The organism is Streptomyces sp. DSM 110735 (assembly GCF_016482685.1).
In the GTDB taxonomy this organism is placed as follows: Bacteria; Actinomycetota; Actinomycetes; order Streptomycetales; family Streptomycetaceae; genus Streptomyces.
Genome location: NZ_JACYHF010000002.1, coordinates 549,803 through 574,312 on the forward strand (window position 1 = coordinate 549,803; position 24,510 = coordinate 574,312).

Genomic DNA, 24,510 nt, shown 5'->3' on the forward strand with positions numbered 1-24,510 from the left:
GCAGTGCCGCACCGGCGGCTCGCCTCGGCTCAGCCGAGCTGCCGGGCCGCCGTCCGCAGCGCCTCGACCGCCGCGCGGATCGAGGGACGGCGGTCGGCGTCCGCCCGCCAGACCACGTAGACATGTCTGCGCACCCGCTGCTTGAGCGGGACCAGGACCACACCCGGCGGCACCGGATCGCGTCCCAGCAGGGGCGCGATGCACACCCCCAACCCGGCTGCGACCAAGGCGAGTTGAGTGTGGGTCTCGCCCGCCCGGTGTCCCACGAGGGGTTCGACTCCCCGGGAGCGCAGGGTGAAGATCAGCCATTCGTGGCAGAACTCGCCCTCGCCCCAGGTGATCCACTCGTCCTCGGCGAACTCGGCGAGGTCCACCTCGGCACGGTCCGCGAGCGGATGTCCGGCGGGGATCGCGACCTCCGCGGGGTCGTCCAGCAGCGGCGCCTTGACCAGACCGTCCGGCACGGGCATCGGCTTGTTGTACCAGTCGAGCACCACCGCGAGGTCGAGGTCGCCGCGGACGACTCCGGCGACGCCCTGCTCCGGTTCCAGCTCGCTGGAGCGCACCCGCAGCCCCGGATGCAGGGCGCGCAGTCCGGCGAGCGCCGCCGGGAAGAGCCCCCGGGCGGCGGTGGGGAACGCCGAGAGGCGCAGTTCGCCGACGACCTGCCCCCGGTGCGCCTCCAGGTCCGACTGGGCCAGCTCCACCTGGGAGAGGATGCGCGCGGCGTGCTCCGAGAGGAGCCGACCCGCGTCGGTCAGCCGGACCCCGCGTCCGTTCTTGGCGAGGAGCCGCTGCCCGACCTCCCGCTCCAGCTTGCCGAGCTGCTGCGAGACGGCGGAGGTGGTGACGTGCAGCGCGTCGGCGGCGGCGCTCACCGAGCCGTGCCGGGCGAGGGCATCCAGGGTGCGCAGGCGCTCCAGGTTCAACATGTAAGCAATCCTAAGAGATACCGTGCGCCAATTCTCGATTGTGCTACGAAGTTGCGAGCCGCATCTTTGATGGCATGAGCACGGTCTCCCCTTCCCGCACGGCAACGCCCGCATCTGCCGACTCCGCGTCCGCCGACCCCACGCCCGTCGACCTCGCGTCCGCCGATTCCGCGTCCACCCCCGCCGCCACCCCACGCCCCCGCACCGACTGGCGGCTCCGCTTCGGTCTTCTCTCCCTGATCTGGGGCTTCAGCTTCCTCCTGATCAAGGTCGGCACGACCTCGTACGCCCCGTTCCAAGTGACCCTCGGCAGGCTGGTGTTCGGTACGGCGGTGCTCGTGGCGGCGATGGCGGTCAAGCGCGAGCGACTGCCGCGCGGGGCGCGCACCTGGGGGCACATGGCGGTCGCCGCGTTCTTCCTGAACGCCGCGCCGTTCTCCCTCTTCGCCTACGCCGAGCTGACCATCCCCTCCACCCTGGCCGGCATCTGCAACGCCACCTCGCCGCTGTGGAGCATGGTCCTCTCCCTGGTCGCCCTCTCCGAGGACCGCCCGACCCGGGTCCGCTTCGCGGGACTCGGTCTCGGCTTCCTCGGGGTGCTGACGGTCCTCGGCGCCTGGCAGGGCTTCCACGGCATCGACGCCACGGGCACGGCGATGGCCCTGCTGGCCTCGCTCTGCTACCCGGTCGGCTGGATCTACGTCCGCCGCACCCTGTCGGGCACGGGCAACTCGCACCTCGCCATGACCGGGGCGCAGTTGCTCCTGGCGACCGTGCAACTGGCTGTTGTCACACCCCTGTTCACGTCCTTCCCGACCCACTTCGCGCTCGTCCCGCTGCTCGCGGTGGCCGCCCTCGGCGCCCTCGGCACGGGCGTGGCGGTGCTCATCCAGTACGGGCTCGTCGCCGAAGTCGGGCCCACCACCGCACAGATGGTGACCTACTTCATCCCGGTCATCGCCACGGCGGCGGGCGTGGCGATCCTCGGGGAGTCGATCGCCTGGACCACTCCGGTGGGCGCGGTGATCGTCCTCGCGGGAGCCGCGCTCACCCAGGCGAGGCGGAAGAGCTGAGCACCGGACCCGCCACGAGGGCGGGAGCCGGAGCGCCCCGAGTCACCCGCACGGACCGTCCCGTGTCACCCGCGCAGACCGCCCCCGCGTCACCCGTACGACCGCGCCGGTGACGGCCGTACCGCCGCCGCCACCGCGTCCGCCAGCGGCTCGATGTCGGACTCCGTCAGCGGCGAGACGGTGATGCGGACGCCGGGCGGGGTGTCGAGCCGGAAGCGGGCGCCGGGCGCCACGGCCCAGCCGGACTGGAGGAGCCGGGCCACGGCGCCCGTCTCGTCCGGGACCGGCACCCACACGTTCATGCCGCTGCGCCCGTACGCGGTGACCCCGCGCCGCGCGAGCGCCTCGGTCAGCGCCGTGCGGCGCGCGCCGTAGGACCGCGCGACCGAACCGTCCACCGCGCCGTCGGCCCACAGCCTGGCCACCGCGCGCTGGAGCAGCAGGCTCACCCAGCCGGGCCCGAGCCGCTGGCGCCCGCGCACCCGGTCGACGGTGCGGGCGTCCCCGGTGAGGACGGCGACGCGCAGATCGGGGCCGTAGTTCTTGGAGACCGAGCGCACGAACGCCCAGTGCGCGGTGGCGCCCGCGAGCGGATGCGGCGGGAGGTCGACGAAGCCGTGGCCGTGGTCGTCCTCGATGAGCAGCACGTCCGGGTGTGCGCGCAGCACGCCCCGCAGCGCCCGCGCACGCGACGCGCTCACCGAGGCGCCGGTGGGGTTCTGCGCGCGGACGGTGACGATCAGCGCCCGTGCCCCGGCGTCCAGGGCCGCGCGCAGGTCCGCCACGCGCGGACCCTCGTCGTCCACGCCCACCGGTACGGCGCGCAGTCCGAGCGCCGGGACGAGGTCCAGGACACTGCCCCAGCCCGGGTCCTCCACCGCGACCGCGTCGCCGGGTCTGAGGTGGGCGGCGAGGACCCGCTCGATGGCGTCGAGGGAGCCGGAGGTGACGGTGAGCGGACCCTCGGGCACGCCGTCGGCGTCGAGTCCGGCGCGGGCGATGCGGGCGAGACCGGGGTCGACCGGCTCGGTGCCGTAGAGGACGGGGGCGCGGTCCGCGCGGGCGGCCGCGTCGGCGAACGCCGGGCCGAGCGGGGGCAGCAGGGCGGGGTCGGGGTTGCCGGTGGACAGGTCCCGGCCGCCGGGCGGCACCTCCACGCGCAGCTCGTCGCGACCGGTCGTGGCGGGCTTGGGACGCACCCGGCTGCCTCTGCGCCCGGCGGTCTCGATCACCCCGCGCTCGCGCAGGGTGCGATAGGCGGACGCGACGGTATTGGGATTCACCCCGAGACGCGTGGCCAACTCCCGCAGCGGGGGCAGGACTTGTCCCGGTCGCAGCTCACCGCTGCTCACCGCGCGCTCCACACTGGCCGCGATCTCCGCTGCGCCACGCCCTTCGATCGGATACTCTCCTAGCACAAAGCAGATTATGCACTAGTGCAAGAGAAGAGTCCAGGGAGGGACCGCCATGCAGGGGACCGAGGAGAAGCCCGCCGCCTACACGCCGACCGACCGCACCGTGCCCACCCGCTCCGCCGACCGGGCGTCGTACGACAAGGAGCTGGTGCACGCGATCCTGGACGAGGGGTACGTCTGCCACCTCGGCTTCGTGCGCGACGGCGCGCCGGTGGTGCTGCCGACGCTGTACTGCCGGGTCGGCGAGCGGCTCTACGCCCACGGCTCGACCGGTTCGCGCCCGCTGCGGATGTCCGGCGCCGAGGACCCGGGTCTGCCGGTCTGCCTCACGGTCACGCATGTCGACGGTCTGGTCCTGGCGCGCTCCGCCTTCCACCACTCGATCAACTACCGCTCGGTGGTGGTCCACGGCGTCGCTCACCAGGTCACCGACCCCGAGGAGCGCTCGATGGCCCTCGACGCCCTGGTGGACCAGGTGGTCCCGGGCCGCTCGGCCGACTCCCGTCCCGCGAACAAGAAGGAACTGGCCGCCACCGCGGTGATCCGCATCGACCTGACCGAGGTCTCGGCCAAGCTCCGCACCGGCGACGCCAACGACGAGCCGGAGGACCTCGCCCTCCCGCACTGGGCGGGCGTGCTCCCCCTCCGCAAGGGCTACGAAGCCCCGCTGTCCAACGGCGACTTGGCGCCGGAAGTTGAACTCCCCAACTATCTGGCGAAGTTGGCGGAACCCGCGACCGAGACCGTCTAACCGCGCCACGGCCGGGGCTGACCCGTTCAGCCCCGGCTCGTCGTACGGACGCGTGGCGCCGACGCGGACACGGCGCGCGACTGCGCCAGGACGACAGCCCCGATCACCGCTACGGCTCCCAGCAGTTGGAGCGGGCGCAGCGCCTCGTCGAGGACGAGATACCCGAGGACCGTCGCGCACAGCGGGGACGCGAACGCGAGGAACGACACGGCGAGGGCGGGCAGTCGCGCCACCCCTCGGAACCACAGCGCGTAGGCGACCAGGGCGCCGATGACGCCGAGGTAGGCGAAGCCGCCGATGTTGCTCCAGGTGAGGTGGTCCGGCAGACCCTCGCGGGCGAGAGCGAACGGTGTCAACACCAGCCCGCCCACGGTGAGTTGCCAGCCGGTGAAGGACAGCAGACCCACCCCGTCGGGGCGCCCCCACTTCTTGGTGAGCACCAGTCCGGACGCCATGGACAGCGCGCCGAGGAGACCCGCCGCGATGCCGATGCCGTCGAGACCCGCCCCCGGTTGCAGCACCAGCAGACCGACACCCGCCGCACCGAACAGGCAGGACACCACGTGCCGTTGGCGTATCGGGTCGTTCAGCAGGAGCGCGCTCAGCACCAGCACGATCATCGGCTGGACGGACATCACGAGCGCGGCGACCCCACCGGGCAGGTGATAGGCGGCAAGGAAGAGGAAGTAGAAGAACGCGCCGATGTTCAGCACGCCGAGCACCGCCGCCCGCCACCACCAGATGCCCTTCGGAAGCGTCCTGGTGACCAGCAGCAGGATCAGCCCCGCGGGCAGCGCCCGCAGCACGGACGCCAGCAGTGGCCGGTCGGGCGGCAGGAACTCGGTGGTGACGAGATAGGTGGTCCCCCACACCGCCGGGGCGAGAGCGGTGACCGCCGAGGTCACCGCGAGGCGCTGACCGCTCACCTCGCCTCTCCGGAGACCTGGTCACGGCGCCCGGCGCCGGTCCCGCACGGTGTCGGGCCGTAGGTCTCCCGGTGAACCGTCAGGGAACGGTCCCGGCGGCCGGGATGCGTCCGGGACTCGGCGGGACGGCCGAGCGGCAGAAGCAGGGCGATGTGCAGATCGTCGCGGTCCGGAATGCCGATGGCCTTCTTGACCTCTGCCTCGTCCCAGCCGTTCATGGGGCTGGTGGCGAGCCCCGCGGCGTGCGCGGCGATCATCAGGAAGGACGCGGCGATCATGGCGTCCTTCACCGCGTACTCGCGCTCAAGACCCCGGCGGCGCGGGTCCGCGTAGAAGGCGCGCGCGTCGCCGGGCGCGGCGGCGGCGAACGGCTCCGGCCACGCTCCCCCGCGCCGTGCCCGCTCCCAGATGTCGCCGCGGTCCTCGCGCCAGGCGCCGGACTCGGCGACGAAGACCAGTGTCACCGGCGCCTCCCGGGGATGCGGCTGCCCGCCCGTGGCGTCGGCGAGCGCCGCGCGGCCCGGCTCGTCGGTGACGACGACTACGGACCGCGCCTGGAGGTTGAAGCTCGACGGCGCCTCCAGCGCGAGGTCGACCAGTTCCTGGAGCAGGTCGGCGGGCACGGGGTCCGGCCGGTAGTGACGGATGCTGCGACGCGAGCGGATGACGCGGGACACGGCGTCACGCTCCAGCGGAGACAACTTCACGACCGAATACCTCACTTCGACGTCGAACTATCTGACGTCGAGAAAATATGCCGTCACCTAGGATGGCGTCAAACACTTCGATGTCGAATCAAGCTGGTCCGGCGAGAGCAGTCCGGCGAGAGCAAGGGTGAGGTGACCACATGCGGGACGCCGTCGACGGCTTCCTCGGTCAATGGGCCGACCGGCGCGACGACTTGGACCTCGACGCGATGGGCACGATCGGCCGCGTGCTGCGGCTGTCCCGGCTCGTCGGCGCGCGCGTGAAGGAGTACTTCGCTCAGCACGGCATCGAGACCTGGGAGTTCGACGTGCTCGCCACGCTCCGCCGTGGTGGCCGACCGCTCACGGCGAAGGAGCTGGCCGCGAGCGTCATGATCGGCTCGGCGGCTCTGACCAACCGGGTCGACCGGCTCGTCGCCCGTGGTCTCGTCACGCGCGAGGCGGTCCCGGGCGACCGGCGCAGCCTGCACATCGACCTGACCGAGGAGGGCCGGGCGCTGGTCGACGCGACCGTGGAGGGGCATGTCCGCAACCAGCGCGAGATCCTCTCGGGTCTGTCCCCGCAGGACGCCGACGAGTTCAACCGGCTGCTGCGCACCCTGCTGATCTCCCTGGGGGACGAGTGATCTCCCTGAGGGGCGACGCCCGCTGACACGGCCCGCCTCCGCCGACCCGGGGCGGCGGACCGTGCCGACGGACCGCTCCGGCGCTACGCGGGCACCGGCACCCGGTCTCCGGCGCCACGCGCCTCCCCCGCCGCGAGCGCCGCGACCGCGCCGAGCATCAGCAGGGTGCCCGTCACCGTGGCCGCCGTCAGGTGCTCGCCGAGCAGGGCGACGGCGAGGACGGCGGCGGTCACCGGCTCCAGGAGCATGATCACGGAGACGGTGGCGGAGCGTACGGCGGCGGCTCCCGCGAAGTAGAGCGCGTACGCGAGGGCGGTGGGCACGGAGGCGAGGTAGGCGAGCAGCGCGAGGAGCCGCAAGGGGTGCCCGGTGTGCGGGAACACCCCTCCGACCAGGGCGAACGGCAGCAGGCACAGGGTGGTGACCGCGAAGGCGCCGACCGTGGTGGCTCCCGCGTCACCCGCTCCCGTACGACCCCACCAGCGGGTCAGCAGCGTCATCGCGCTGTAGCCCGCGGCCGAGCCGAGCGCGCAGAGCACACCCGCCGGACGGACGGTGCCGCCCGAGCCGCCGAGGGTGAGCACGGCGAGCCCGGCGAGCGCGCCGCCGACCGCGAGGACACCTCCGGCACCGAGCCGTTCCCCGAGCAGGAACCGGGCGCCGAGCGCGATGAGCACGGGACCGGCGCCGAGGGTCACGACGGTGGCGACAGCGAGCCCGGTGGCGTCCACGGCGGCGAAGTAGGCGGTCTGGAAGACGGCAAGACCGACACCGGTGGCCAGCGCCTGCCGCAGCAGGGCGGCGCGATCACGCGGGGCGGCAGCCCGGGAGCGGCGCCCGCGGCGCAGCAGCCGGCCCGCGACCAGCAGGACGAGTCCCGCCGCGCAGCGCCAGAAGGACAGGGCGAAGGGGCCCATGCCCCCGGTCCGGTAGACCAGGGAGGCGACGGCGCCCGCCGTGCCCCAGGTCGCACCGGTGACGGTCAGATAGAGCAGGCCACGCCCGACGGGCAGGCCGGAGACAGCGTTCGACACGAGGTTTCTCCGCAGAAACGCACTGGATCAGTGCGGAAGTGGGAAGGCGTCCGACTCGGACGCGCGGACTTCATCTGCGGGCAGCGCCGTCCCGCCCGGCGCGCGCTGCGCGGGGCGTGTTCTTCCCGGAGGCCCGCCTCAGGCAGCCGGGGGCGGAAGGACGAGTGCGCTGGAGTACATGATCACCAGCCTAGGCGGCGGTCCCCCGCGCGGACAACTCCCGTTCCGCGCCGCCGCTCTCCGCGACCGGCTCCGCGAACCCCTTGGCGGGTGTGGCGGACTGCGCGATGAACGCGCCGACCAGGACGACCGCGCCGCCGAACACCTGCGGCGCCGAGAGGTGCTCACCGAGCAGCACCCAGGCGAGCACGGTCGCGATGACCGCCTCCAGACAGGCGACGACCCCGGCGACCTGCGGCGAGAGCCGCCGTACCGAGAGCACGCCGGTGACGTACGCGAGCACGGTGGCCACGAGGACGATCCAGACGAGCAGCACGGCGGCGGGCACGGCGCTGCCGTCGAGCCGCACGCTGCCGCCCAGCACCCGCCAGTCCATGCCCCACGGGCGGGCGACGACCGTGAGGACGACGGCACCGACCAGCAGACCGTACGCGATCACGCCCAGCGGGTCCGGCGCCTCCTCGCCCGCGTCGCCGCCCTGGTCGGACAGGACGAAGTAGCCGACCTGGCAGCAGGCGGCGCCGAGCGCGAACAGCAGACCGAGCACGTCGAAGCTCAGCCCCGACCAGACCTCGACGACACAGGCGAGCCCGCCCGCCGCGAGGACGACACCGAGCGCGGCGGCCTTGGTGACCGGCCTGTGCTGCACGAACCGCACCCAGCCCAGCACCAGCGCGGGCGCCAGATACTCCACGAGCAGCGCCACGCCGACCGGTATGCGCGAGAGCGAGGCGAAGTAGCACGCCTGGACTCCGGCGACGGCGAGGAGCCCGAACCCGGCGAGCAACGCGGGGCGGCGCAGCGGCAGATCACAATGACGCACGGCCACGGGGAGCATGACCAGCGCGGCACCGGCCACGCGCAGCCACACGACATGCAGCGGGTCGAGCCCCGCCTCGATCAGCGGCTTGGCCGCGACTCCCGACCCACCGAACGCCACGGCCGACACCAGGGCGAGCCCCAGCCCGGCGCCGCGGCCGCCTTCTCTGCTCCCAGACGCGTGCACGCGCACATGATGACAGGCGACGACATGAGCGTCACCCTTTTTAACTCCTGTCTCGGGGAGTGGACCGGGGCGCGGTGTGGGCGGCGGGAGTGACGGTGACGACGGACGCGCCGACGGGGCGGCAGCCCCCGCGAGCGCCCGGGATCAGCAGGGGTCAGCAGGGCGGCGCGTCGTCGGTCGTACGCGCCCGCAGCCGGTCCCGCAGCTCGCCCGCCGGAATCCCGGCGCGCTCCAGCACCTCGACGGCCCGCGACCGCGGGTCGGTCACGAGGGCGGCGAGCAGATCGACGCCGTCGGCACCGCCGTGCGCACCCCGGCGCAGGGTGCCTCGCGCCTCGGCGTCGCGCAGCGCGGCGGCCGCGACCGGCGACCACCGTTCGCCGCCCGCGGCGACTTCCGCGCCGACCACCTCGGCACCGCCCTGCCAGCGCAGCCCGTATCCGATGCTGCGCTGCACGAGATACCCGAGCAGCCGGGCGAGCTGGGTCGGCGTGCCGACGGCCGCGCGCGCCTCGGGGTCGGACTCCAGGAGCGAGTGCAGCAGATGGGCGCTGTCGATCTGCCGGTCGCCGTCGCGTACGGCTCTGCGGCGGGCACCGGCGATCACCGACGCGAAGCCGGTGCCGGTCCCGGCGTCGTTCTCGGCACGCGGCACGCCCTCGTCGGGGGCGGACCGGCCGACTGTGCGGGGTTCCACACCAGACACCTCATCAGCCGCCGGAGCGGACGGCATCCACGAGGGGAACCATTCTCGCGTCCCACGCTGAGCGGACAACCGACCCGTCCCTCTCATCCTCACGGAGGAGATCCGGTCGATTCCGACTCAGGGGCGCGCGCCGCCTTGCATACGCCCCATGAGGCAACCTCTTGCCCCTTTCGTACGTCACACATCAAGTGGAGGACGGATGTCTGTGCTGGCTGGTGGGCCTGCCGGCGGTGGACGGCAAGCAGTACGTGTACCGGGTGTACGCCCCGGACGACGCCCTGCTCGCCGACCTGTTCTGGGATGCCTGGCACTGCCACGACGAGAGCGCCCTCCCGCGCGCGTGGGACCTGTTCGACGCGGCGGTGATACGACGCGTACGAACGTAAGGCTGGGTCAGTCCTCGTCCGCGAGGATGAGGTACAGCTTCTTGCGGGCCTCGTTGATGACGGTGAGCGCCTTCTCGCGCTGTTCCTTCGTGCCGGTCTTCCACACCTGACCGAAGGCTTCCATCAGCCCGAACCCGGCCTGCCGGATCTCGCTCAGCGCCTCCCAGTCGACACCGCGCGTGGCCTCCTCCCAGGGAGCTTCCGGACCTTCCTCGGCGGACGCGCGCCCGGTCTCGGTGAGGGAGAACAGCTTCTTGCCGCCCTCGCTCTCGCTGGCGATCAGACCCTCGTCCTCCAGGAGCTGGAGCGTGGGGTAAACGGAGCCGGGACTCGGCTTCCACGCACCCCCGCTGCGCTCCGCGATCTCCTGGATCATCTCGTACCCGTGCATCGGCCGGTCCTTGAGCAGCGCCAGGATCGACGCCCGCACGTCACCACGCCGCGCCCGCCCCCGGCCACCGCCGCGCCCCATGCCACCCCACGGCCCCGGCCCGAACCCGTGCCGCCCCGGCCCCCCAGGACCACCAGGACCGAACCCCGGTCCCCCGGGCCCGAACGGCCCGAACGCCTCCCGCAGCCCCTCGACTCCCTCGAACGCCCCCCAGCCCTGCCGCCCGGGCCCGCCAGAACGATGCCCACGCTCGAATCCATGGTTCCGCATCGCGACCACTCCATTCCATCGTCGATCAGTCACGTACCCATCGCGTTCCTTACGCGACATCTCAACGATATATCGGTACCCGACTTACGACAATGCCTTCGCGCAGAAATCCCTGACCGAGCGGATCACCGCCCCCACCGTGAGAGAGTGGCGAACAGCTCTCGTCCAGGCGTCCGTTGGAGTGGGTACGACTGGCGGGTGTCCGGCTGGAGGCCCGGAATGAAGATCCCTGACGTGTCACGCGGTGCTCGCCTGGCAGCCCACGGCGCCGTTTCCACGTCGTTGGCACTGTGCGGTGATCGCAGACTGCGCGAACTCGTGGAGGGAGCCACACCGGTCGGTTCCGGCATCGGCGGCGCGACCGTACGGGTGGACGTCGACGGAACCCCGGTCTTCGTCAAGCAGGTACCCCTGACCGAACTGGAGCGACGGCCGGAGAACCTTCACTCCACGGCGAATCTGTTCGCCGTTCCCTCCTTCTGCCAGTACGGAATCGGCAGTATCGGCAGCCCGGGGTGCGGAGCCTGGCGGGAGCTGGCCGTGCACACCATGACGACAAACTGGGTGCTGGCGGGAGACTACGAGGGTTTCCCCCTGATGTACCACTGGCGGGTGTTACCGGGGCCCGTCCGGCCGCTTCCCGAGGAGCTGGCCGATGTGGAACAAGCCGTCGCCTACTGGGGAGGCCGGTCGGGCGTACGGCGCCGGATCGAGGCGCTTCAGCGGTCCACGGCGAGCCTCGTGCTGTTCCTGGAGTACATCCCGCACAACCTGCACGACTGGCTGGGCGTCCAGTTCGCGGCCGGTGACGAGGCGGCCGGGCGCGCCTGCGCCCTGGTGGACCACGAGTTGCAGGCCGGCACCTCGTTCATGAGCGCCCGCGGGCTGCTGCACTTCGACGCTCACTTCAAGAACATCCTGACCGACGGCCACCGCCTGTACTTCGCGGACTACGGCCTCGCGCTCTCCTCCCGCTTCGACCTGTCCCCGGACGAGGCAGATTTCCACCACCGGCACCGAGACCACGACCGCGCCTACACGGCCTCGTACCTGGTGTACTGGCTGGTCACCGCCCTGTACGGGTACGACTGGGACGAGCGCCTCGCGCTGGTCCGCGCATGTGCCGAGGGCGAGCGCCCCACGGGGATCCCGGCGGCGGCCGCCGCGCTCATCACCCGCCATGCGCCGCTCGCCGCTGTGATGTGGGACTTCTTCCGCAAGCTCCAGGAGGAGAACTGGGAGACTCCCTACCCGCTGGAAGCGCTCCGCCACGCCGGGCGGCAGGACAGCCCGCTTGATACGCAGACAGAGCCATGAGCCCGCTCTCGTGATCACCACGCCGACCGCCCACGCCGGTCCACCCCGCCCCAACTGGCCTTGGACGCCCCCTCGTCCGGCGCTCTAGGGTCGGCGCCATGCGCATTCGAATCGTGGACGCCTTCACCGATCTGCCCTTCACCGGGAACCCCGCCGGAGTGGTCCTCCTGGACGACGTGTTTCCCGACGACGACTGGCTGCAGAACGTCGCCGCCGAGGTGAACCACCCCGAGACCGCGTTCGCCCACCGGTTCCCGGAGGGCGGTGAGGCGGACTGGGCGCTGCGCTGGTTCACCCCCGCCACCGAGGTCGCGATGTGCGGGCACGCCACCCTCGCCACGGCCCACATCCTGCACACCACCGGCACGCACGAGGGACCGGTACGGTTCGCCACCCGCAGCGGGGTCCTCACGGCCACGCCCGGCGACGAAGGCTGGATCACCCTGGACTTCCCGACCGCCCCGCTCACCGAGGTGGCCGCCCCGGAGGGACTCGCGCGGGCGCTCGGCGCGGACCCGGTCGCGGTCTACGACACCGGACCCGAAGTGGGCGACCTGCTGGTCGAGTTGGCCGACGAGAAGGCCGTACTGGAGCTGTCCCCCGACCCCAAGGAGATCGCCGGGTGCTCCTCGCGCGGCGTCATCGTCACCGCCCGCGCCGAAAACCCCACGCTCGGCTGCGACTTCGTCTCCCGCTGCTTCTTCCCGAACGTCGGCATCGACGAGGACAGCGTCACCGGCAGCGCCCACACCGCCCTCGCCCCCTACTGGTCCGCCCGCCTCGACCGCGACGACCTCACCGGTCTCCAGGCGTCCCGCCGCACCGGCTACGTCCGCACCCGGCTGCGCGGCGACCGCACCCTGCTGATCGGCCGCGCGGTGACGGTGATCGACGGGGAACTGCACGCCTGATGGGCGGAGTTGCGCAAGTGGGACGGTGTCGACTCGGCGCCGTCCCTCAAGCCGTCGGCAGCCACCCCACCTTGCCCGCGAGGAGCGCGTACCCGACGAACGCGCCGATGTCGAGCAGCGAGTGCGCGACGACCAGGGGACCGACCCGGCCCCAACGGCGGTACAGCCAGACGAAGACCACGCCCATGACCATGTTGCCGATGAAGCCGCCGATGCCCTGGTAGAGGTGGTACGAGCCGCGCAGCACCGCGCTGGCGACCAGGGCGGTACCGGGCGTCCAGCCCAACTGCCCCAGTCTGCGCAGCAGATAGCCGACGACGATGACCTCTTCGAGCACCGCGTTCTGCACAGCGGACAGCACAAGGACGGGGAACTTCCACCACACGTCGGGCAACGCCTCGGGCACCACGGTGAGGTTGAAGCCGAGGGCGCGTGCAGCGAGGTAGAAGGCGATACCGGTACTGCCGATCACCGCCGCGACCGCGGCGCCCCGCGCCAGGTCCGACCACGGGCGACTGCGGTCGAACCCGATGACCCGGAGGCTCTTGCCCTCCCGCTGCAGCAGATGCGCCACGAGGAACACGGGCACCAGCGCGGACGCGATGCCGAAGAGCTGCCAGGCGAGGTCCAGCCAGGGACGCCCGGGCGCGGCCGAGGCGTTGAGCGTGGCCGCCTGATCCTTGAGCCCCCCGGGTTCGGTGACCGACCCGACGAAACTGATGAGCGCGGACACCCCGCTCGCCCCCAGCGAGAGCGCCAGCACGAGCAGGGTCTCGTCCCGCAGCATCCGCCGCGGACTCCGCTCCCGGGGAAGGGACTCGGCCACCGGTTCAGCCTCCACCTGCGCTCGACCTCGAAGACCCCGCAAGGATCGCAGAACCGAGGAGGCGAACCACGCACCGGGTCACCGCCCCTGAGCCAGGCACGGTCCACGTCGCCGCTCCGTAACACCGACGCGGTCAAGCGGCAGCGCCACGCAAGACCCCGGAAGCACCCGGGCACAGCCGACCTCGCCGCCCCGCCCCGGAGCACCGGCGTCGCCGACCCCGCCCGCCCTTCTCACCCGAGAAGCACCGGCGCGACCGGCTCCACCACGCCCCTCACCTCATGAGCACCCGGCGCAGCGACGGCACCGTCCGGTCACCCCAGGAGCACTGCCCCCCTCAGAAACCACGCCCGCCCCAACACCTCGCCACACCCGCGGAGCGCCCCTCACCCCAGAGCCACCGCCGCAGGCACCCCCACCGGCCACGTGTGCACCGGCTCGCCCGCGTGCATCAGCTCGCCGTACCGACGTGTCGTGGCAGCCAGGGCCGCCTCCCGGTCCATGCCCCGTTCCAGGGCCCGGTGGAAGGTGGCCGCCTGCCAGGAGGCGCCGTTGACGCGGCGGCGGCAGCGTTCCTCGATCACGCCGAGGTAGAAGTCGCGGTCGGCGGGTTCGATGCCCCAGGCGTCGAGCCCGGCCGAGGCCATGGGGAGGAGTTCCTCGCGGACGAGGGTGACCGCGTCGGTCTCGCCGACGCCGCCGTAGCGACCCCGCCGGGGCCAGACGAAGCGGGCGTCGATGCCGTACCGGCAGGCCGCGTCGAAGTTGGCCTCGGCGGCGGTGAACGGCAGCCGGGTCCACACCGGGCGGGGCTCCTCGGCGAGGGCGCGCACCAGCCCGTAGTAGAACGCGGCGTTGGCGATCACGTCGGTGATGGTGGGTCCCGCGGGCAGCACCCGGTTCTCCACGCGCAGATGCGGTACGCCGTCCGCGATGTCGTAGACGGGCCGGTTCCAGCGGTACACCGTGCCGTTGTGCAGGACGAGTTCGGCGAGCCGGGGGACGCCGCCCGCGTCGAGGACCTCCAGCGGGTCCTCGTCGTCGCAGATCGGCAGCAGGGACGGGAAGTAGCGCAGGTTCTCCTCGAACAGCTCGTACGCGGAGGACACCCACCGCTCCCCGAACCAGGTCCGCGGTCGCACCCCCTGCGCCTGCAGCTCCGGCGGACGCGTGTCCGTCGCCTGGAGGAACAGCGGTGGCCGGGACTCGCGCCACAGCTCGTGCCCGAAGAGGAAGGGCGAGTTGGCGCCGACCGCGATCTGTGCCGCGCTCGCGACCTGCGCCGCGTTCCACACGTCCGCGAACCGCCCCGGCGTGACCTGGAGATGCAGTTGTACGGAGGTGCACGCCGCCTCGGGGACGATGGACTTGGAGGTGCACCGCAGATGCTCGACCCCGTCGATGTCGAGCCGGAAGTCCTCACCGCGCGCGGCGACGATCTGGTCGTTGAGGAGGGCGTACCGGTCCACCTCGGAGAGGTTGGAGGAGACCAGGTCGTCACGGCCGAGCGTGGGCAGGATGCCGATCATCAGGATGCCCGCGTCGACCTCGCCGGCCTTGCGGTCGGCGTACGCGAGCGACGTGCGCAGTTCCTCGGCCAGCCCGTCGAAAACCCGGCCGCCCAGCCGGTGCGGCGCTATGTTCACCTCCAGATTGAACATGGCGAGTTCGGTCTGGAAATCCCGGCTGGCGATCCGCTCCAGAACCTGACCGTTCAACATTCGCGGCAGGCCGTCGGCACCGGCGAGATTCAATTCGATCTCGAGCCCCATGAGGTTCTTGGGCCGGTCGAAACGCTTCTCTGCCAGCAGCCGCTCCAGTCCCGCCAGGCACCTCTGGAGCTTTTCGCGGTAGCGCCCGCGATCGGACAGGTCGAACGACCCTGCCACGACCTTCTCCCCCATGCAAATATCCCTCCTCGGACGGGCGACCCGAGGGTCCGGCCGCCGGGCTCACCGGTCCGGGCTCCCCGGATCAGGTGGGATGATGCCCAGCGGAAGCGATCCATAACGCCGCATCCGGCCTCGCCGCCCGTTATTCTGTCGTGGTGTCCCGCGGCACATTCACTGGGCATACCGCAGCACGCACCTTCGGGTGCCCAGATCGTCTCGTGAAAAACGCCGACGACATTCGGCCGACCGCGTGACACGCGGAGCGCGAGGTCAGCGGCGCGGACCGCCCCGGAAATCGGGAGGAATACCGCAGATTCCCGGCCGGATATCCGCTTGTTCCGATCACCGGAATCCGATAGCCGAAACACCACCTGAACACGTGTCGTATAAACTTCGCGGAGAAGGCCGAAGGTTGGCGCCCCGGTATCGGTTTCCGACGCGTTCCCACCGTGTTCCCGCCGTCAGGTGACGGACGGCGGGCCTCAGCCACACCCGCGTCCACCGCCCCGGGCCCCCATCTCCCAGGCCGCCCACCTGTGAGCAGACAGCGCCGTCCGCCCTACCCTCCTCGCGCCGCCGCGCCTGTCGAACGAGAGGCGACCCACCATGCCGCTGCACGTTCCCCCTGCCCCCGCGCCCGCACTGCGCACCGTCCTCACGGCCCTCGGTTCCCCCACCGCGGTACGTGAGGCCCGCACCCCCTCCCTGCGCGCAGCTCAGGGACCTGTCACCGCCGAACTCCCGCTCGCCGTGCACGTGTTGGACCACGCCACCGACCCGGGTCCGGCCGCGACCCGGCTGGCGGGCTGGCGTTTCCTCATCCGCTCCGGCGACCGTGTCGTGGCCGCCGCGGACACCATGCCGACCCCCGACGGCTGGGCCTTCTCGCGCTTCTTCGAGGGTCCCTACCTGCCCTCCACCGAACGCGCGCTGCAGCAGGCCGAGACCCTGCAACAGCCGTACCAGCCACGCCTGTTGTCCGTACCCGGTCTGTACATGCTCACCCTGTGGCTGCACGGCGACATCACCGCCGACCCGGCCGAGGGATTCCCCGCCGCCGACGACCTGCTGATCCCGCTCGCCCCGGCACCGCCCGGCATCTCCGCGCACCGGCCGCACCGCGTCTCGGAGTTGCTGCCCGTCCTCACCCTCCGGGCGAACCGCCTCCCGCTCCTCGGCTCCCCCGCCTGACCGAAACCGACACCGGACCGAGCCCGACAGCGACACCGGTGCCGACACCGGCACCGGACTGAATTTGCACCCCCGTACCCCGCTTCCGCGCGCCGGAAGCGGGGTACGACTGTCCCCGGGCCGACGCCACGACCCGCATGGAGCCGCCGGATCATCCCGGACCGCCCATGTGGACCATGCGGACTAGCCCCTTCCGGTGGCTGCGAACCACCCAAAATGACAGTGCAGTTGGATTGAACCGTCCGCGTGGGTGACACGTCATCAACCTGTGAGAAGCGGTGCCGCGAAATCCCTGCGGAACGACCTCCGTAGGGCAACACTGGGTTCCGACCGACTCATTACGGGGGACGGACATGACCACGACAGAGCGAGAGATCCCACCCATGTGCCAGCACCAGCCGCCGTGCCCGCCAGCCGAGTCCGCCGACCGCGAGTCCGCCCGCCTCGTGGCGCACCACCCGGAGCAGGGATGGAGTCTGCTGTGCAACGGCGTCCTGCTCTTCGAGGACACCGGTGAGCTGCTGCCCGACGGCCGGGTGATCGCCCCGCACCGCCCGCTCGGCGCGGACCACGTGATGACCGCCGCCTGATCCTGAGCGGCGCACCGAGCACCACCCGGGTGCCCCGCGGGGCACCCGGCGATCCGAGGGGCCGGACGCACACCGACCATGTGCGCACCGGCCCCGACGCATGTCCGGGACCGGTACACGCCCGGACCCTCCCCTCGACCGGACCGTCCCTCCGACCGAACCCTCCCCTCAGCCCCACCCCCTCGTCAGGGACCTGCCAGGGAAGCCCCGCCGACTGGTCGGATCCGCCCGGTGGGAGTGGGATGGAAGGAGAGCCCCGCGCGCGGGGAGAGCCGTCTTGAGGAACGGTGCTGTGATGCCGGGTTACGACGCCTCCGTCATCACCCGGGTGGTGGCCGGCGTGAGCGGATCCCTAGGGAGCGTGGCGGCGCTGCGCCAGGCGACCGCGCTGTCCCGCCGACTGGGCGCCGAGCTGTGGCCCGCGCTCGCCTGGGAGCCGCCCGGCGGAGAACCGGCCGCGCGCCGCTCGTTCGTCCACGATCCGCTCCTGGAGGAGTGGCAGCGCCTGGCTGAGCAGCGGCTGGTCTCGGTCCTGGAGGAGGTCTTCGGGGAGACCGGTCCGGGTTTCCCGCTGCACCCCGTGATCATCCGGGGCACCCCCGCCCGCGCCCTGGTCATGGTGGCGGACCGCGAGAGCGACCTGCTCGTCGTCGGCGCCGGACGGCGCAAACTGCGTCACCCCTTCTCCGGTCGCGTCTCGCGCCACTGTCTCTCCCACGCCCACTGCCCGGTCCTCGCCGTGCCGCCTTCACCGCTGGAGTCCCAGTTGGTCGCCGTGCACCGGCGCAACGCCTGGCATCGGCGTATCGACACCCGCGAGCTGTGAACACAGGTCACACCCGAGCCGGAGCGGCGAGCCGTATCTCCCCCTGCGCGCGCACCCGCGCCGAGCCCGCCGTACGCCCCCCACCGGCTGCGGACGCGCCCCGCCCGGGGCAGCATGGAAATGTCGTACGAGACGCATGGACGACCTAGCTTGAGATGACGCTCGGTGTCCGCCCCGGGAGCGCGGACCAGACCTCCTCCGATCCCTGTCCGCCGTGCCCCGCCAGGCTCCGGGCCTCCGCTTTTGCTGCTTCGCCACCACCAGTCGGGCCATTCTTAACGCAAGATTGACGCCGCCGGCTCCGGCAGGCATGGGCCCTGGCGTCACTCTCCGCTTACGCTGGTGCCGCCGTCCGCGTGATGGCCGCAGAGAGCCGCAGAGAGCTGAGCCGCACCCCAGGAGCACGCCGATGGCCACGACCGAGCACCCTCCCAGTCGCCTGCGCGCCTGGATGCTTGAGGGGCTGTCCGACATGGGCAGGAGCGGCGGCCTGACCGGACCCCACGCCGAGCCGGAACCCCCGCACAAGGGGCAGCGCTGGTGGCGGGTGATGTGCCTGACCGGTGTCGACTACTTCTCCACCCTCGGCTATCAGCCGGGCATCGCTGCCCTGGCCGCCGGACTCCTCTCCCCCGTCGCGACCGTCGTGCTGGTCGTCGTCACCCTGGCGGGCGCGCTCCCGGTGTACCGGCGGGTGGCGCAGGAGAGTCCGCACGGCGAGGGCTCGATCGCGATGCTGGAGCGGCTGCTGTCGTTCTGGCAGGGCAAGCTGTTCGTGCTGACGCTGCTCGGCTTCGCGGCAACGGACTTCCTGATCACCATCACCCTGTCCGCCGCCGACGCCTCGACCCACCTGGTGGAGAACCCGCATCTGACGAGCCTGCTCCAGGGGCATCAGATGCTGATCACCCTGCTGCTCGTGGCGCTGCTCGGCGCGGTGTTCCTCAAGGGCTTCCTGGAGGCGATCGGCGTCGCCGTCGCCCTGGTCGGCATCTACCTCGGGCTGAACGTGGTCGTGGTGATCACGGGGCTGTGGCACGTGCTGACCGCCGAGCACGTGGTGACCGACTGGACCACCGCGCTGACCGCGCAGCACGGCAACGTCTTCGTGATGATCGGCGTCGCCCTGATCGTCTTCCCGAAGCTCGCCCTCGGTCTGTCCGGTTTCGAGACCGGTGTGGCCGTGATGCCGCACGTGCGGGGCGACGAGGGCGACACCGAGGAACGCCCCACCGGGCGCATCCGGGACACCAAGAAGCTGCTGACCACGGCCGCCGTGATCATGAGCTGTTTCCTCATCACCACCAGCTTCATCACCACGCTGCTGATCCCGGCGCAGGAGTTCAAGGCGGGCGGCCAGGCGAACGGCCGCGCCCTCGCCTACCTGGCGCACGAGTACCTGGGCAATGCCTTCGGCACGGTGTACGACGTGTCGACCATCGCGATCCTGTGGTTCGCCGGTGCCTCCGCCATGGCGGGGCTGCTCAATCTGATGCCGCGCTATCTGCCCCGCTACGGCATGGCACCGCACTGGGCGCGTGCCGTCCGCCCGATGGTCATCGTCTTCATCCTGATCGCCTTCCTGGTGACCTGGCTCTTCGACGCCAACGTGGACAAGCAGGGCAGCGCCTACGCCACCGGTGTGCTGGTGCTGATCAGCTCCGCCGCCATCGCGGTGACCATCGCCGCGCACAAGGCGAAGGAGCGCGGCTGGACCATCGGGTTCGCGGTGATCGCGGCGGTGTTCCTCTACACGACCGTCGTGAACGTCATCGAGCGCCCGGACGGTGTGAAGATCGGCGCCTGCTTCATCGCGGGCATCATGCTGGTCTCGCTGCTGTCCCGGCTGGCCCGCGCCTTCGAGCTGCGCGTGACCAGCGTGACGATGGACCCGATGGCGGAACGATTCGTCAGGGACATGGCCAGCCGGAAGATCCGGTTCATCGCCAACGAGCCCGACCAGCGTGACAAGGCCGAGTACCGCGACAAGATCGAGCAGATCCGCGCCGACAACGACATGCCCGAGCAGGAGGACTTCGTCTTCGTCGAGGTCAAGGTGTCCGACCCCTCGGAGTTCGAGTCCTGCCTCACCGTGCACGGCGAGGTCCTGCACAACCGCTACCGGGTGCTGACCGTCGAGTCCGCCTCGATCCCCAACGGCCTGGCCGCGCTGCTCCTGCACGTGCGCGACATGACCGGCCGTACCCCGCACATCTTCTTCGAGTGGACGGAGGGCAACCCGTTCGCCAACTTCCTGCGCTTCTTCCTCTTCGGACAGGGCGAGGTCGCCCCCGTCACCCGCGAGGTCCTGCGCGAGGCGGAGCCGAACCGGGCCCGGCGCCCGCGCGTCCACACCGGCTGAGCCCACGCGGCAAGGTCCCCCACTCGTCCACTCGGAGCACGGCGCGTGACACGCGAACCCGGACCCGTGTGCCCCGTTTCCGACCTCTGGATTTATGGTGACGAACATGCAGTCATACACCATCGGCCAGGCGGCGCGGCTGCTCGGCGTGAGCCCCGACACCGCACGACGCTGGGCCGACGCCGGCCGCATGGCCACGCACCGCGACGAGTCCGGACGCCGCCTGATCGCGGGCAAGGACCTCGCCGCCTTCTCCGTGGAGCTGGCCCAGACGGGCGCCGCCGAGGAGGAGACCTCCTACACCTCGGTCCGCAACGCCTTCCCGGGCATCGTGACCGCCATCAAGCTCGGCGACGTCGCCGCCCAGGTCGAGATCCAGGCGGGCCCGCACCGGCTGGTCTCCCTGCTCACCCGCGAAGCCGTGGACGAACTCGGCTTGGAGGTCGGCATGGAGGCAACGGCTCGCGTGAAGTCCACGAATGTCCACATTGACCGTATCTGAGCATTGACAGGCGTAATGCGGTAAACGCAGCTTTACGCGCATTCTCGGCCCGGACGAAAAGCGACGTCCGGGCCGAAAACCGGTGAAAGATATCTCACAGACCGGACATGGACGGCTGAGCCGTCCAGAACGCCACCGACGCCCCCGGTACGACGTCCGCGCAGGTCAGGAAACCGCCGCCGACGCGACCCGCACGGGCGCCCCGAAGTGGTAGCTCCCGTCCACCCGGATCCCGGTGATCCCGCTGATGTGCCGACCGCCGCAGCGGTCCTGGGGCAGCACCAATTGCGGACCCGCCGCATCGAGCGGAGTGCCGTCGATCGTGACTCCGAGAAGTACCGGAGCGTGTGCGAAATCGGGGTCGATCTCGGCCCACGACAACACTGCGTGATGCCCGTCCTTCCCTGTCACCGCAATGAGAAAGCGGAGTCGGTCCTTACGGCGGACGGGGTCGAAATGGGGTCCCGCGTCCACCAGCACGTCGTAAAGGCGCGGCCCGGAAAACCGGTGCCGCTGAATGCCGCTGGTGGCGCATTCGAACGTCACGTCCACCCCGTACTGCGGCCAACCGAGCAGGTCCCGCACGGTCAGCCGAGCGGGTCGTGCCAGGTCACCGGACATGACCCAGTGCGCGAGTGACACCTTGCGTCCACCTCCCAGGAATACGTACCCGTAAGGCGATGACGTACAAACGCATATGCCAGCTCCAGGTCACAACTTGGCCGCTCATGCAATGTGACTGATGGTCTACCACCCGCAATTGCGGCAGTATCATCGCCGCATGGCCGATCTCCGGCCGTGGAAGAGCACAAATGGCTGTTCCACTGATCGTGAGGAGTAGAACCGTGATGACCCGTTCCGTACGCCGGACCCGCCGGATGCTGCCGCTGGCCGGTGTGGGAGTTGCCGCCCTGCTGGCGCTCAGCGCGTGCTCCTCCTCCGACGGGTCCACGCCCGCCAAGGCGGACTCGTCGGACTCCGCCTCGGCGAGCCCGAAGCTGAAGGGCACCGTCACCGTGTTCGCGGCGGCCTCCCTCAAGGAGACCTTCACGACGCTCGGCAAGGACTTCGAGCAGCAGCACCCGGGCACGAAGGTCGAGTTCAACTTCGGCGGCAGCGACACCCTCGCCGCGAGCATCACCAGCGGCGCCCCGGCCGACGTCTTCGCCGCCGCCAGCCCGGCCACCATGGCGACCGTGACCGGCAAGAAGGACGCCGTCGGCACCCCGGCCACCTTCGCCCGCAACCAGCTCGAGATCGCCACCCTGCCGGGCAACCCCGACAAGATCGACAACCTCAAGGACCTGACCGACCCCAAGCTCAAGGTCGTCCTGTGCGACAAGACGGTGCCCTGCGGCGCCGCCGCCCAGAAGGTCCTGGACGCCAACCACCTCAAGGTCACCCCGGTCTCCTACGAGCAGGACGTCAAGTCGGCGCTCAACAAGGTCCAGTTGAAGGAGGCCGACGCCTCCCTCGTCTACAAGACCGACGTCAAGGCCGCCCAGGGCAAGGTCGCGGGCGTGGAGTTCGCCGAGTCCAAGGACGCGATCAACGACTACCCGATCGCCCTGCTGAAGAACTCGGACAACTCCGAGACCGCCAAGGCGTTCATCGCCCTGGTCCAGTCGCCCGAGGGCCAGAAGGTGCTGACCCAGGCCGGCTTCCTCAAGCCGTGACCGCACTCGACGGCACCGGCGCCGCGACCACTCCCCGCAAGGGAGGGCCGCGGCGCCCCCGCGTCCGCGCGCACCGACGCGGCGTACCGCTCCCGCTGCTGGTGCCGGGTCTCGTGGCCATCGCGTTCCTGCTGGTGCCCCTCCTCGCGCTGCTCGTGCGCGCGCCCTGGAAGAGCCTGCCGGACCAGTTGACCAGCCCCGAGGTGTGGCAGGCGCTGCAGTTGTCCCTGATCAGCGCGACGGCCGCCACCGCGGTGAGTCTCGTCCTCGGGGTGCCGCTCGCCTGGATCCTCGCGCGCACCGAATTCCCCGGCCGCGGTTTCCTGCGCGCCCTGGTGACGCTGCCGCTGGTACTGCCCCCGGTCGTCGGCGGTGTGGCGCTGCTGCTCGCCCTCGGGCGCAACGGCGTCGTCGGCAAGTGGCTGGACTCCTGGTTCGGGATCACCCTGCCGTTCACCACCGCCGGCGTGATCATCGCGGAGGCGTTCGTCGCGATGCCCTTCCTGGTCATCAGCGTCGAGGGCACGCTGCGCGCCGCCGACCCGCGCTTCGAGGAGGCGGCCACGACGCTCGGCGCGTCCCGTTTCACCGCGTTCCGCCGGGTCACCCTGCCGCTGATCGCGCCCGGCATCGCCGCCGGGTCCGTCCTGGCATGGGCGCGCGCGCTCGGTGAGTTCGGCGCGACGATCACCTTCGCGGGCAACTTCCCGGGCCGTACCCAGACCATGCCGCTCGCGGTCTACCTCGCCCTGCAGAACGACCCCGAGGCCGCGATCTCCCTCAGCCTGATCCTGCTGACCGTGTCCATCGCGGTCCTGGCGGGGCTGCGGGACCGGTGGATGACAGGAGCGTGACGGTGCCGCGAGGATGGAAGTCGCTCCCTGCGCGCGTACCGACGAAGGACAGTTCCCCGATGACCGAGATCAAGGCGCCCCACCCGGGCGTGAGCGACGGTACGGCCACGGGCAAGCAGGGTCTGGACGCCCGGCTCGTCGTCGACCGGGGCAGCTTCCGCCTCGATGTGGCGCTGCGCGCCGCCCCCGGTGACGTGGTGGCGCTGCTCGGACCCAACGGGGCGGGCAAGACCACCGCGCTGCGGGCGCTCGCGGGACTGATCCCGCTCACCGAGGGGCATCTGCGTCTGGACGGCGACCAACTGGAGCGCACCCCGCCGGAGTCCCGCCCGGTCGGCGTGGTCTTCCAGGACTATCTGCTCTTCCCGCATCTGTCCGCCCTGGACAACGTGGCGTTCGGACCGCGCTGCCACGGCGTGGGCAAGGCGGAGGCGCGTGCCCAGGCGGCGCAGTGGCTGGACCGGCTGGGGCTCGCCGACCACATGAACGCCAAGCCGCGCCGCCTCTCCGGCGGTCAGGCCCAGCGCGTCGCCGTGGCGCGGGCGCTGGCCACCCGTCCCCGGCTGCTGCTGCTCGACGAACCGCTGGCCGCCTTGGACGCGCGCACGCGCCTGGAGGTCCGCTCCCAACTGCGGCGCCACCTCGCGGAGTTCGAGGCGGTCGCCGTCCTGGTGACGCACGATCCGCTGGACGCCATGGTGCTCGCGGACCGGCTGGTGGTCGTGGAGCACGGGCGTGTGGTGCAGGAGGGCAGCCCCACGGAGATCGCCCGCCATCCGCGCACGGACTACATCGCGCAGCTCGTCGGGCTCAACCTCTACCGGGGAACCGCCGCCGGGCACAGCGTACGACTGGACGCCGGTCCGGAGATCACGACCACCGAGGAGCTGACCGGTCCGGTCTTCGTCGCCTTCCCGCCGGTCGCGGTGACCCTGTTCCGGGACCGTCCGACCGGGGCCAGCGCCCGCAACCTCTGGCGCTGCCATGTCGTCGGCCTGGAGTCCCACGGCGACCAGATCCGCGCGGACCTGACGGGCGACCTGCCGCTTGCCGCCGATCTCACCACGGCAGCGGCGGCGGAACTCGACCTTCACCCGGGTGCCGCGGTCTGGGCGACCGTCAAGGCGACGCAGACGCACGCTTACCCAGAGTGAGCGCGC

25 protein-coding genes are annotated in these 24,510 nt (G+C 71.4%); 14 read left to right on the forward strand and 11 right to left on the reverse strand.

Annotated elements, in window-relative coordinates; all coding sequences use genetic code 11:
* Nucleotides 1–29: 29 nt before the first annotated feature.
* Nucleotides 30–932 carry a LysR family transcriptional regulator gene (locus tag IF655_RS05250; RefSeq protein WP_199582311.1) on the reverse strand — a complete coding sequence of 301 codons (903 nt, stop codon included), beginning with the start codon at nt 930–932 and terminating at the stop codon, nt 30–32.
* A gap of 38 nt (nt 933–970) precedes the next feature.
* Here IF655_RS05250 and IF655_RS05255 point away from each other — a divergent pair, with 38 nt between their 5' ends.
* Nucleotides 971–2,005 carry a DMT family transporter gene (locus tag IF655_RS05255; RefSeq protein ID WP_374100167.1) on the forward strand — a complete coding sequence of 345 codons (1,035 nt, stop codon included), beginning with the start codon at nt 971–973 and terminating at the stop codon, nt 2,003–2,005.
* Nucleotides 2,006–2,094: 89 nt separating this feature from the next.
* On the opposite strand, the gene IF655_RS05260 is transcribed toward IF655_RS05255, so the two are convergent.
* Nucleotides 2,095–3,423 carry an aminotransferase class I/II-fold pyridoxal phosphate-dependent enzyme gene (locus IF655_RS05260; protein WP_199582313.1) on the reverse strand — a complete coding sequence of 443 codons (1,329 nt, stop codon included), beginning with the start codon at nt 3,421–3,423 and terminating at the stop codon, nt 2,095–2,097.
* A gap of 49 nt (nt 3,424–3,472) precedes the next feature.
* On the opposite strand from IF655_RS05260, the gene IF655_RS05265 reads away from it, so the two are divergent.
* Nucleotides 3,473–4,171, forward strand: a complete 699-nt coding sequence (locus IF655_RS05265) for a pyridoxamine 5'-phosphate oxidase family protein (protein ID WP_199582314.1) — start codon at nt 3,473–3,475, stop codon at nt 4,169–4,171.
* Nucleotides 4,172–4,197: 26 nt separating this feature from the next.
* Here IF655_RS05265 and IF655_RS05270 read toward each other — a convergent pair whose 3' ends face one another.
* Together IF655_RS05270 and IF655_RS05275 are read right to left on the reverse strand one after the other, a co-directional pair.
* Nucleotides 4,198–5,097 (reverse strand): EamA family transporter, encoded by a 900-nt coding sequence (locus IF655_RS05270; RefSeq protein WP_199582315.1) that lies wholly within the window; start codon nt 5,095–5,097, stop codon nt 4,198–4,200.
* Complete coding sequence (locus IF655_RS05275; RefSeq protein WP_199582316.1) at nt 5,094–5,804, reverse strand: nitroreductase family protein; 711 nt, start codon at nt 5,802–5,804, stop codon at nt 5,094–5,096. Before IF655_RS05275 ends, IF655_RS05270 begins: the two co-directional genes overlap by 4 nt.
* A 140-nt stretch (nt 5,805–5,944) precedes the next feature.
* Here IF655_RS05275 and IF655_RS05280 point away from each other — a divergent pair, with 140 nt between their 5' ends.
* Nucleotides 5,945–6,430, forward strand: coding sequence for a MarR family winged helix-turn-helix transcriptional regulator (locus IF655_RS05280; protein WP_199582317.1), 486 nt, complete (start codon nt 5,945–5,947; stop codon nt 6,428–6,430).
* Between the two features lie 83 nt (nt 6,431–6,513).
* Here IF655_RS05280 and IF655_RS05285 read toward each other — a convergent pair whose 3' ends face one another.
* The 3 genes from IF655_RS05285 to IF655_RS05295 all read right to left on the reverse strand — a co-directional run bounded on the left by IF655_RS05285 (nt 6,514) and on the right by IF655_RS05295 (nt 9,347).
* Nucleotides 6,514–7,464 (reverse strand): DMT family transporter, encoded by a 951-nt coding sequence (locus IF655_RS05285; protein WP_199582318.1) that lies wholly within the window; start codon nt 7,462–7,464, stop codon nt 6,514–6,516.
* Between the two features lie 190 nt (nt 7,465–7,654).
* Nucleotides 7,655–8,656: a DMT family transporter gene (locus IF655_RS05290; protein ID WP_374100168.1), complete on the reverse strand. Its 1,002-nt coding sequence runs from the start codon at nt 8,654–8,656 to the stop codon at nt 7,655–7,657.
* A gap of 148 nt (nt 8,657–8,804) precedes the next feature.
* Nucleotides 8,805–9,347 carry a Clp protease N-terminal domain-containing protein gene (locus tag IF655_RS05295; protein ID WP_307814862.1) on the reverse strand — a complete coding sequence of 181 codons (543 nt, stop codon included), beginning with the start codon at nt 9,345–9,347 and terminating at the stop codon, nt 8,805–8,807.
* A gap of 224 nt (nt 9,348–9,571) precedes the next feature.
* Here IF655_RS05295 and IF655_RS05300 point away from each other — a divergent pair, with 224 nt between their 5' ends.
* Nucleotides 9,572–9,742 (forward strand): hypothetical protein, encoded by a 171-nt coding sequence (locus IF655_RS05300; RefSeq protein ID WP_199582321.1) that lies wholly within the window; start codon nt 9,572–9,574, stop codon nt 9,740–9,742.
* Nucleotides 9,743–9,749: 7 nt separating this feature from the next.
* Here IF655_RS05300 and IF655_RS05305 read toward each other — a convergent pair whose 3' ends face one another.
* Nucleotides 9,750–10,403 carry a PadR family transcriptional regulator gene (locus tag IF655_RS05305; RefSeq protein WP_199582322.1) on the reverse strand — a complete coding sequence of 218 codons (654 nt, stop codon included), beginning with the start codon at nt 10,401–10,403 and terminating at the stop codon, nt 9,750–9,752.
* A gap of 219 nt (nt 10,404–10,622) precedes the next feature.
* Between IF655_RS05305 and IF655_RS05310 the strand changes: the two genes are divergently transcribed.
* Nucleotides 10,623–11,720: a protein kinase family protein gene (locus tag IF655_RS05310; RefSeq protein ID WP_199582323.1), complete on the forward strand. Its 1,098-nt coding sequence runs from the start codon at nt 10,623–10,625 to the stop codon at nt 11,718–11,720.
* Between the two features lie 98 nt (nt 11,721–11,818).
* Entirely contained in the window at nt 11,819–12,631 is an 813-nt protein-coding gene (locus tag IF655_RS05315; RefSeq protein ID WP_199582324.1) for a PhzF family phenazine biosynthesis protein, read from the forward strand.
* Between the two features lie 46 nt (nt 12,632–12,677).
* Here the strand turns inward: IF655_RS05315 and IF655_RS05320 are convergent, their stop codons facing one another.
* Both IF655_RS05320 and IF655_RS05325 read right to left on the reverse strand, forming a co-directional pair.
* Nucleotides 12,678–13,418 carry a CPBP family intramembrane glutamic endopeptidase gene (locus tag IF655_RS05320; protein WP_199582377.1) on the reverse strand — a complete coding sequence of 247 codons (741 nt, stop codon included), beginning with the start codon at nt 13,416–13,418 and terminating at the stop codon, nt 12,678–12,680.
* Nucleotides 13,419–13,843: 425 nt separating this feature from the next.
* Nucleotides 13,844–15,361: a glutamate--cysteine ligase gene (locus IF655_RS05325; RefSeq protein WP_199582325.1), complete on the reverse strand. Its 1,518-nt coding sequence runs from the start codon at nt 15,359–15,361 to the stop codon at nt 13,844–13,846.
* A gap of 594 nt (nt 15,362–15,955) precedes the next feature.
* On the opposite strand from IF655_RS05325, the gene IF655_RS05330 reads away from it, so the two are divergent.
* From IF655_RS05330 to IF655_RS05350, 5 genes are all read left to right on the forward strand, one after another.
* On the forward strand, nt 15,956–16,540 hold the full coding sequence (locus IF655_RS05330) for a hypothetical protein (protein WP_199582326.1): 585 nt from the start codon (nt 15,956–15,958) through the stop codon (nt 16,538–16,540).
* A gap of 383 nt (nt 16,541–16,923) precedes the next feature.
* Nucleotides 16,924–17,130: a DUF5999 family protein gene (locus IF655_RS05335; protein ID WP_116152356.1), complete on the forward strand. Its 207-nt coding sequence runs from the start codon at nt 16,924–16,926 to the stop codon at nt 17,128–17,130.
* 295 nt (nt 17,131–17,425) lie between these two features.
* Complete coding sequence (locus tag IF655_RS05340) at nt 17,426–17,956, forward strand: universal stress protein (protein ID WP_199582378.1); 531 nt, start codon at nt 17,426–17,428, stop codon at nt 17,954–17,956.
* A gap of 409 nt (nt 17,957–18,365) precedes the next feature.
* A complete protein-coding gene (locus tag IF655_RS05345) occupies nt 18,366–20,318 on the forward strand; it encodes an APC family permease (protein WP_199582327.1) in 1,953 nt (650 codons plus the stop codon).
* 106 nt (nt 20,319–20,424) lie between these two features.
* Entirely contained in the window at nt 20,425–20,820 is a 396-nt protein-coding gene (locus IF655_RS05350; protein ID WP_026248739.1) for a molybdopterin-binding protein, read from the forward strand.
* Between the two features lie 165 nt (nt 20,821–20,985).
* On the opposite strand, the gene IF655_RS05355 is transcribed toward IF655_RS05350, so the two are convergent.
* Entirely contained in the window at nt 20,986–21,441 is a 456-nt protein-coding gene (locus IF655_RS05355) for a molybdopterin-dependent oxidoreductase (protein ID WP_199582379.1), read from the reverse strand.
* 227 nt (nt 21,442–21,668) lie between these two features.
* Here IF655_RS05355 and modA point away from each other — a divergent pair, with 227 nt between their 5' ends.
* From modA to IF655_RS31025, 3 genes are read left to right on the forward strand one after another with little or no spacing between them, the layout of a single operon-like run.
* A complete protein-coding gene (modA, locus tag IF655_RS05360; protein ID WP_199582328.1) occupies nt 21,669–22,496 on the forward strand; it encodes a molybdate ABC transporter substrate-binding protein in 828 nt (275 codons plus the stop codon).
* A complete protein-coding gene (locus tag IF655_RS31020; RefSeq protein WP_199582329.1) occupies nt 22,493–23,350 on the forward strand; it encodes an ABC transporter permease in 858 nt (285 codons plus the stop codon). Before modA ends, IF655_RS31020 begins: the two co-directional genes overlap by 4 nt.
* A gap of 59 nt (nt 23,351–23,409) precedes the next feature.
* Complete coding sequence (locus IF655_RS31025; RefSeq protein ID WP_199582330.1) at nt 23,410–24,504, forward strand: ABC transporter ATP-binding protein; 1,095 nt, start codon at nt 23,410–23,412, stop codon at nt 24,502–24,504.
* Nucleotides 24,505–24,510 lie beyond the last annotated feature (6 nt).

Coding starts and splice junctions, on each gene's coding strand:
- IF655_RS05265 (WP_199582314.1), top strand. CDS start 3,473: ATGCAGGGGACCGAGGAGAAGCCCGCCGCCTACACGCCGACCGACCGC.
- IF655_RS05345 (WP_199582327.1), top strand. CDS start 18,366: ATGGCCACGACCGAGCACCCTCCCAGTCGCCTGCGCGCCTGGATGCTT.
- IF655_RS05280 (WP_199582317.1), top strand. CDS start 5,945: ATGCGGGACGCCGTCGACGGCTTCCTCGGTCAATGGGCCGACCGGCGC.
- IF655_RS05355 (WP_199582379.1), bottom strand. CDS start 21,441: ATGTCCGGTGACCTGGCACGACCCGCTCGGCTGACCGTGCGGGACCTG.
- IF655_RS05325 (WP_199582325.1), bottom strand. CDS start 15,361: ATGGGGGAGAAGGTCGTGGCAGGGTCGTTCGACCTGTCCGATCGCGGG.
- IF655_RS05330 (WP_199582326.1), top strand. CDS start 15,956: ATGCCGCTGCACGTTCCCCCTGCCCCCGCGCCCGCACTGCGCACCGTC.
- IF655_RS05315 (WP_199582324.1), top strand. CDS start 11,819: ATGCGCATTCGAATCGTGGACGCCTTCACCGATCTGCCCTTCACCGGG.
- modA (WP_199582328.1), top strand. CDS start 21,669: ATGACCCGTTCCGTACGCCGGACCCGCCGGATGCTGCCGCTGGCCGGT.
- IF655_RS05350 (WP_026248739.1), top strand. CDS start 20,425: ATGCAGTCATACACCATCGGCCAGGCGGCGCGGCTGCTCGGCGTGAGC.
- IF655_RS05310 (WP_199582323.1), top strand. CDS start 10,623: ATGAAGATCCCTGACGTGTCACGCGGTGCTCGCCTGGCAGCCCACGGC.
- IF655_RS05340 (WP_199582378.1), top strand. CDS start 17,426: ATGCCGGGTTACGACGCCTCCGTCATCACCCGGGTGGTGGCCGGCGTG.
- IF655_RS05250 (WP_199582311.1), bottom strand. CDS start 932: ATGTTGAACCTGGAGCGCCTGCGCACCCTGGATGCCCTCGCCCGGCAC.
- IF655_RS05320 (WP_199582377.1), bottom strand. CDS start 13,418: ATGCTGCGGGACGAGACCCTGCTCGTGCTGGCGCTCTCGCTGGGGGCG.
- IF655_RS31025 (WP_199582330.1), top strand. CDS start 23,410: ATGACCGAGATCAAGGCGCCCCACCCGGGCGTGAGCGACGGTACGGCC.
- IF655_RS05305 (WP_199582322.1), bottom strand. CDS start 10,403: ATGCGGAACCATGGATTCGAGCGTGGGCATCGTTCTGGCGGGCCCGGG.
- IF655_RS05335 (WP_116152356.1), top strand. CDS start 16,924: ATGTGCCAGCACCAGCCGCCGTGCCCGCCAGCCGAGTCCGCCGACCGC.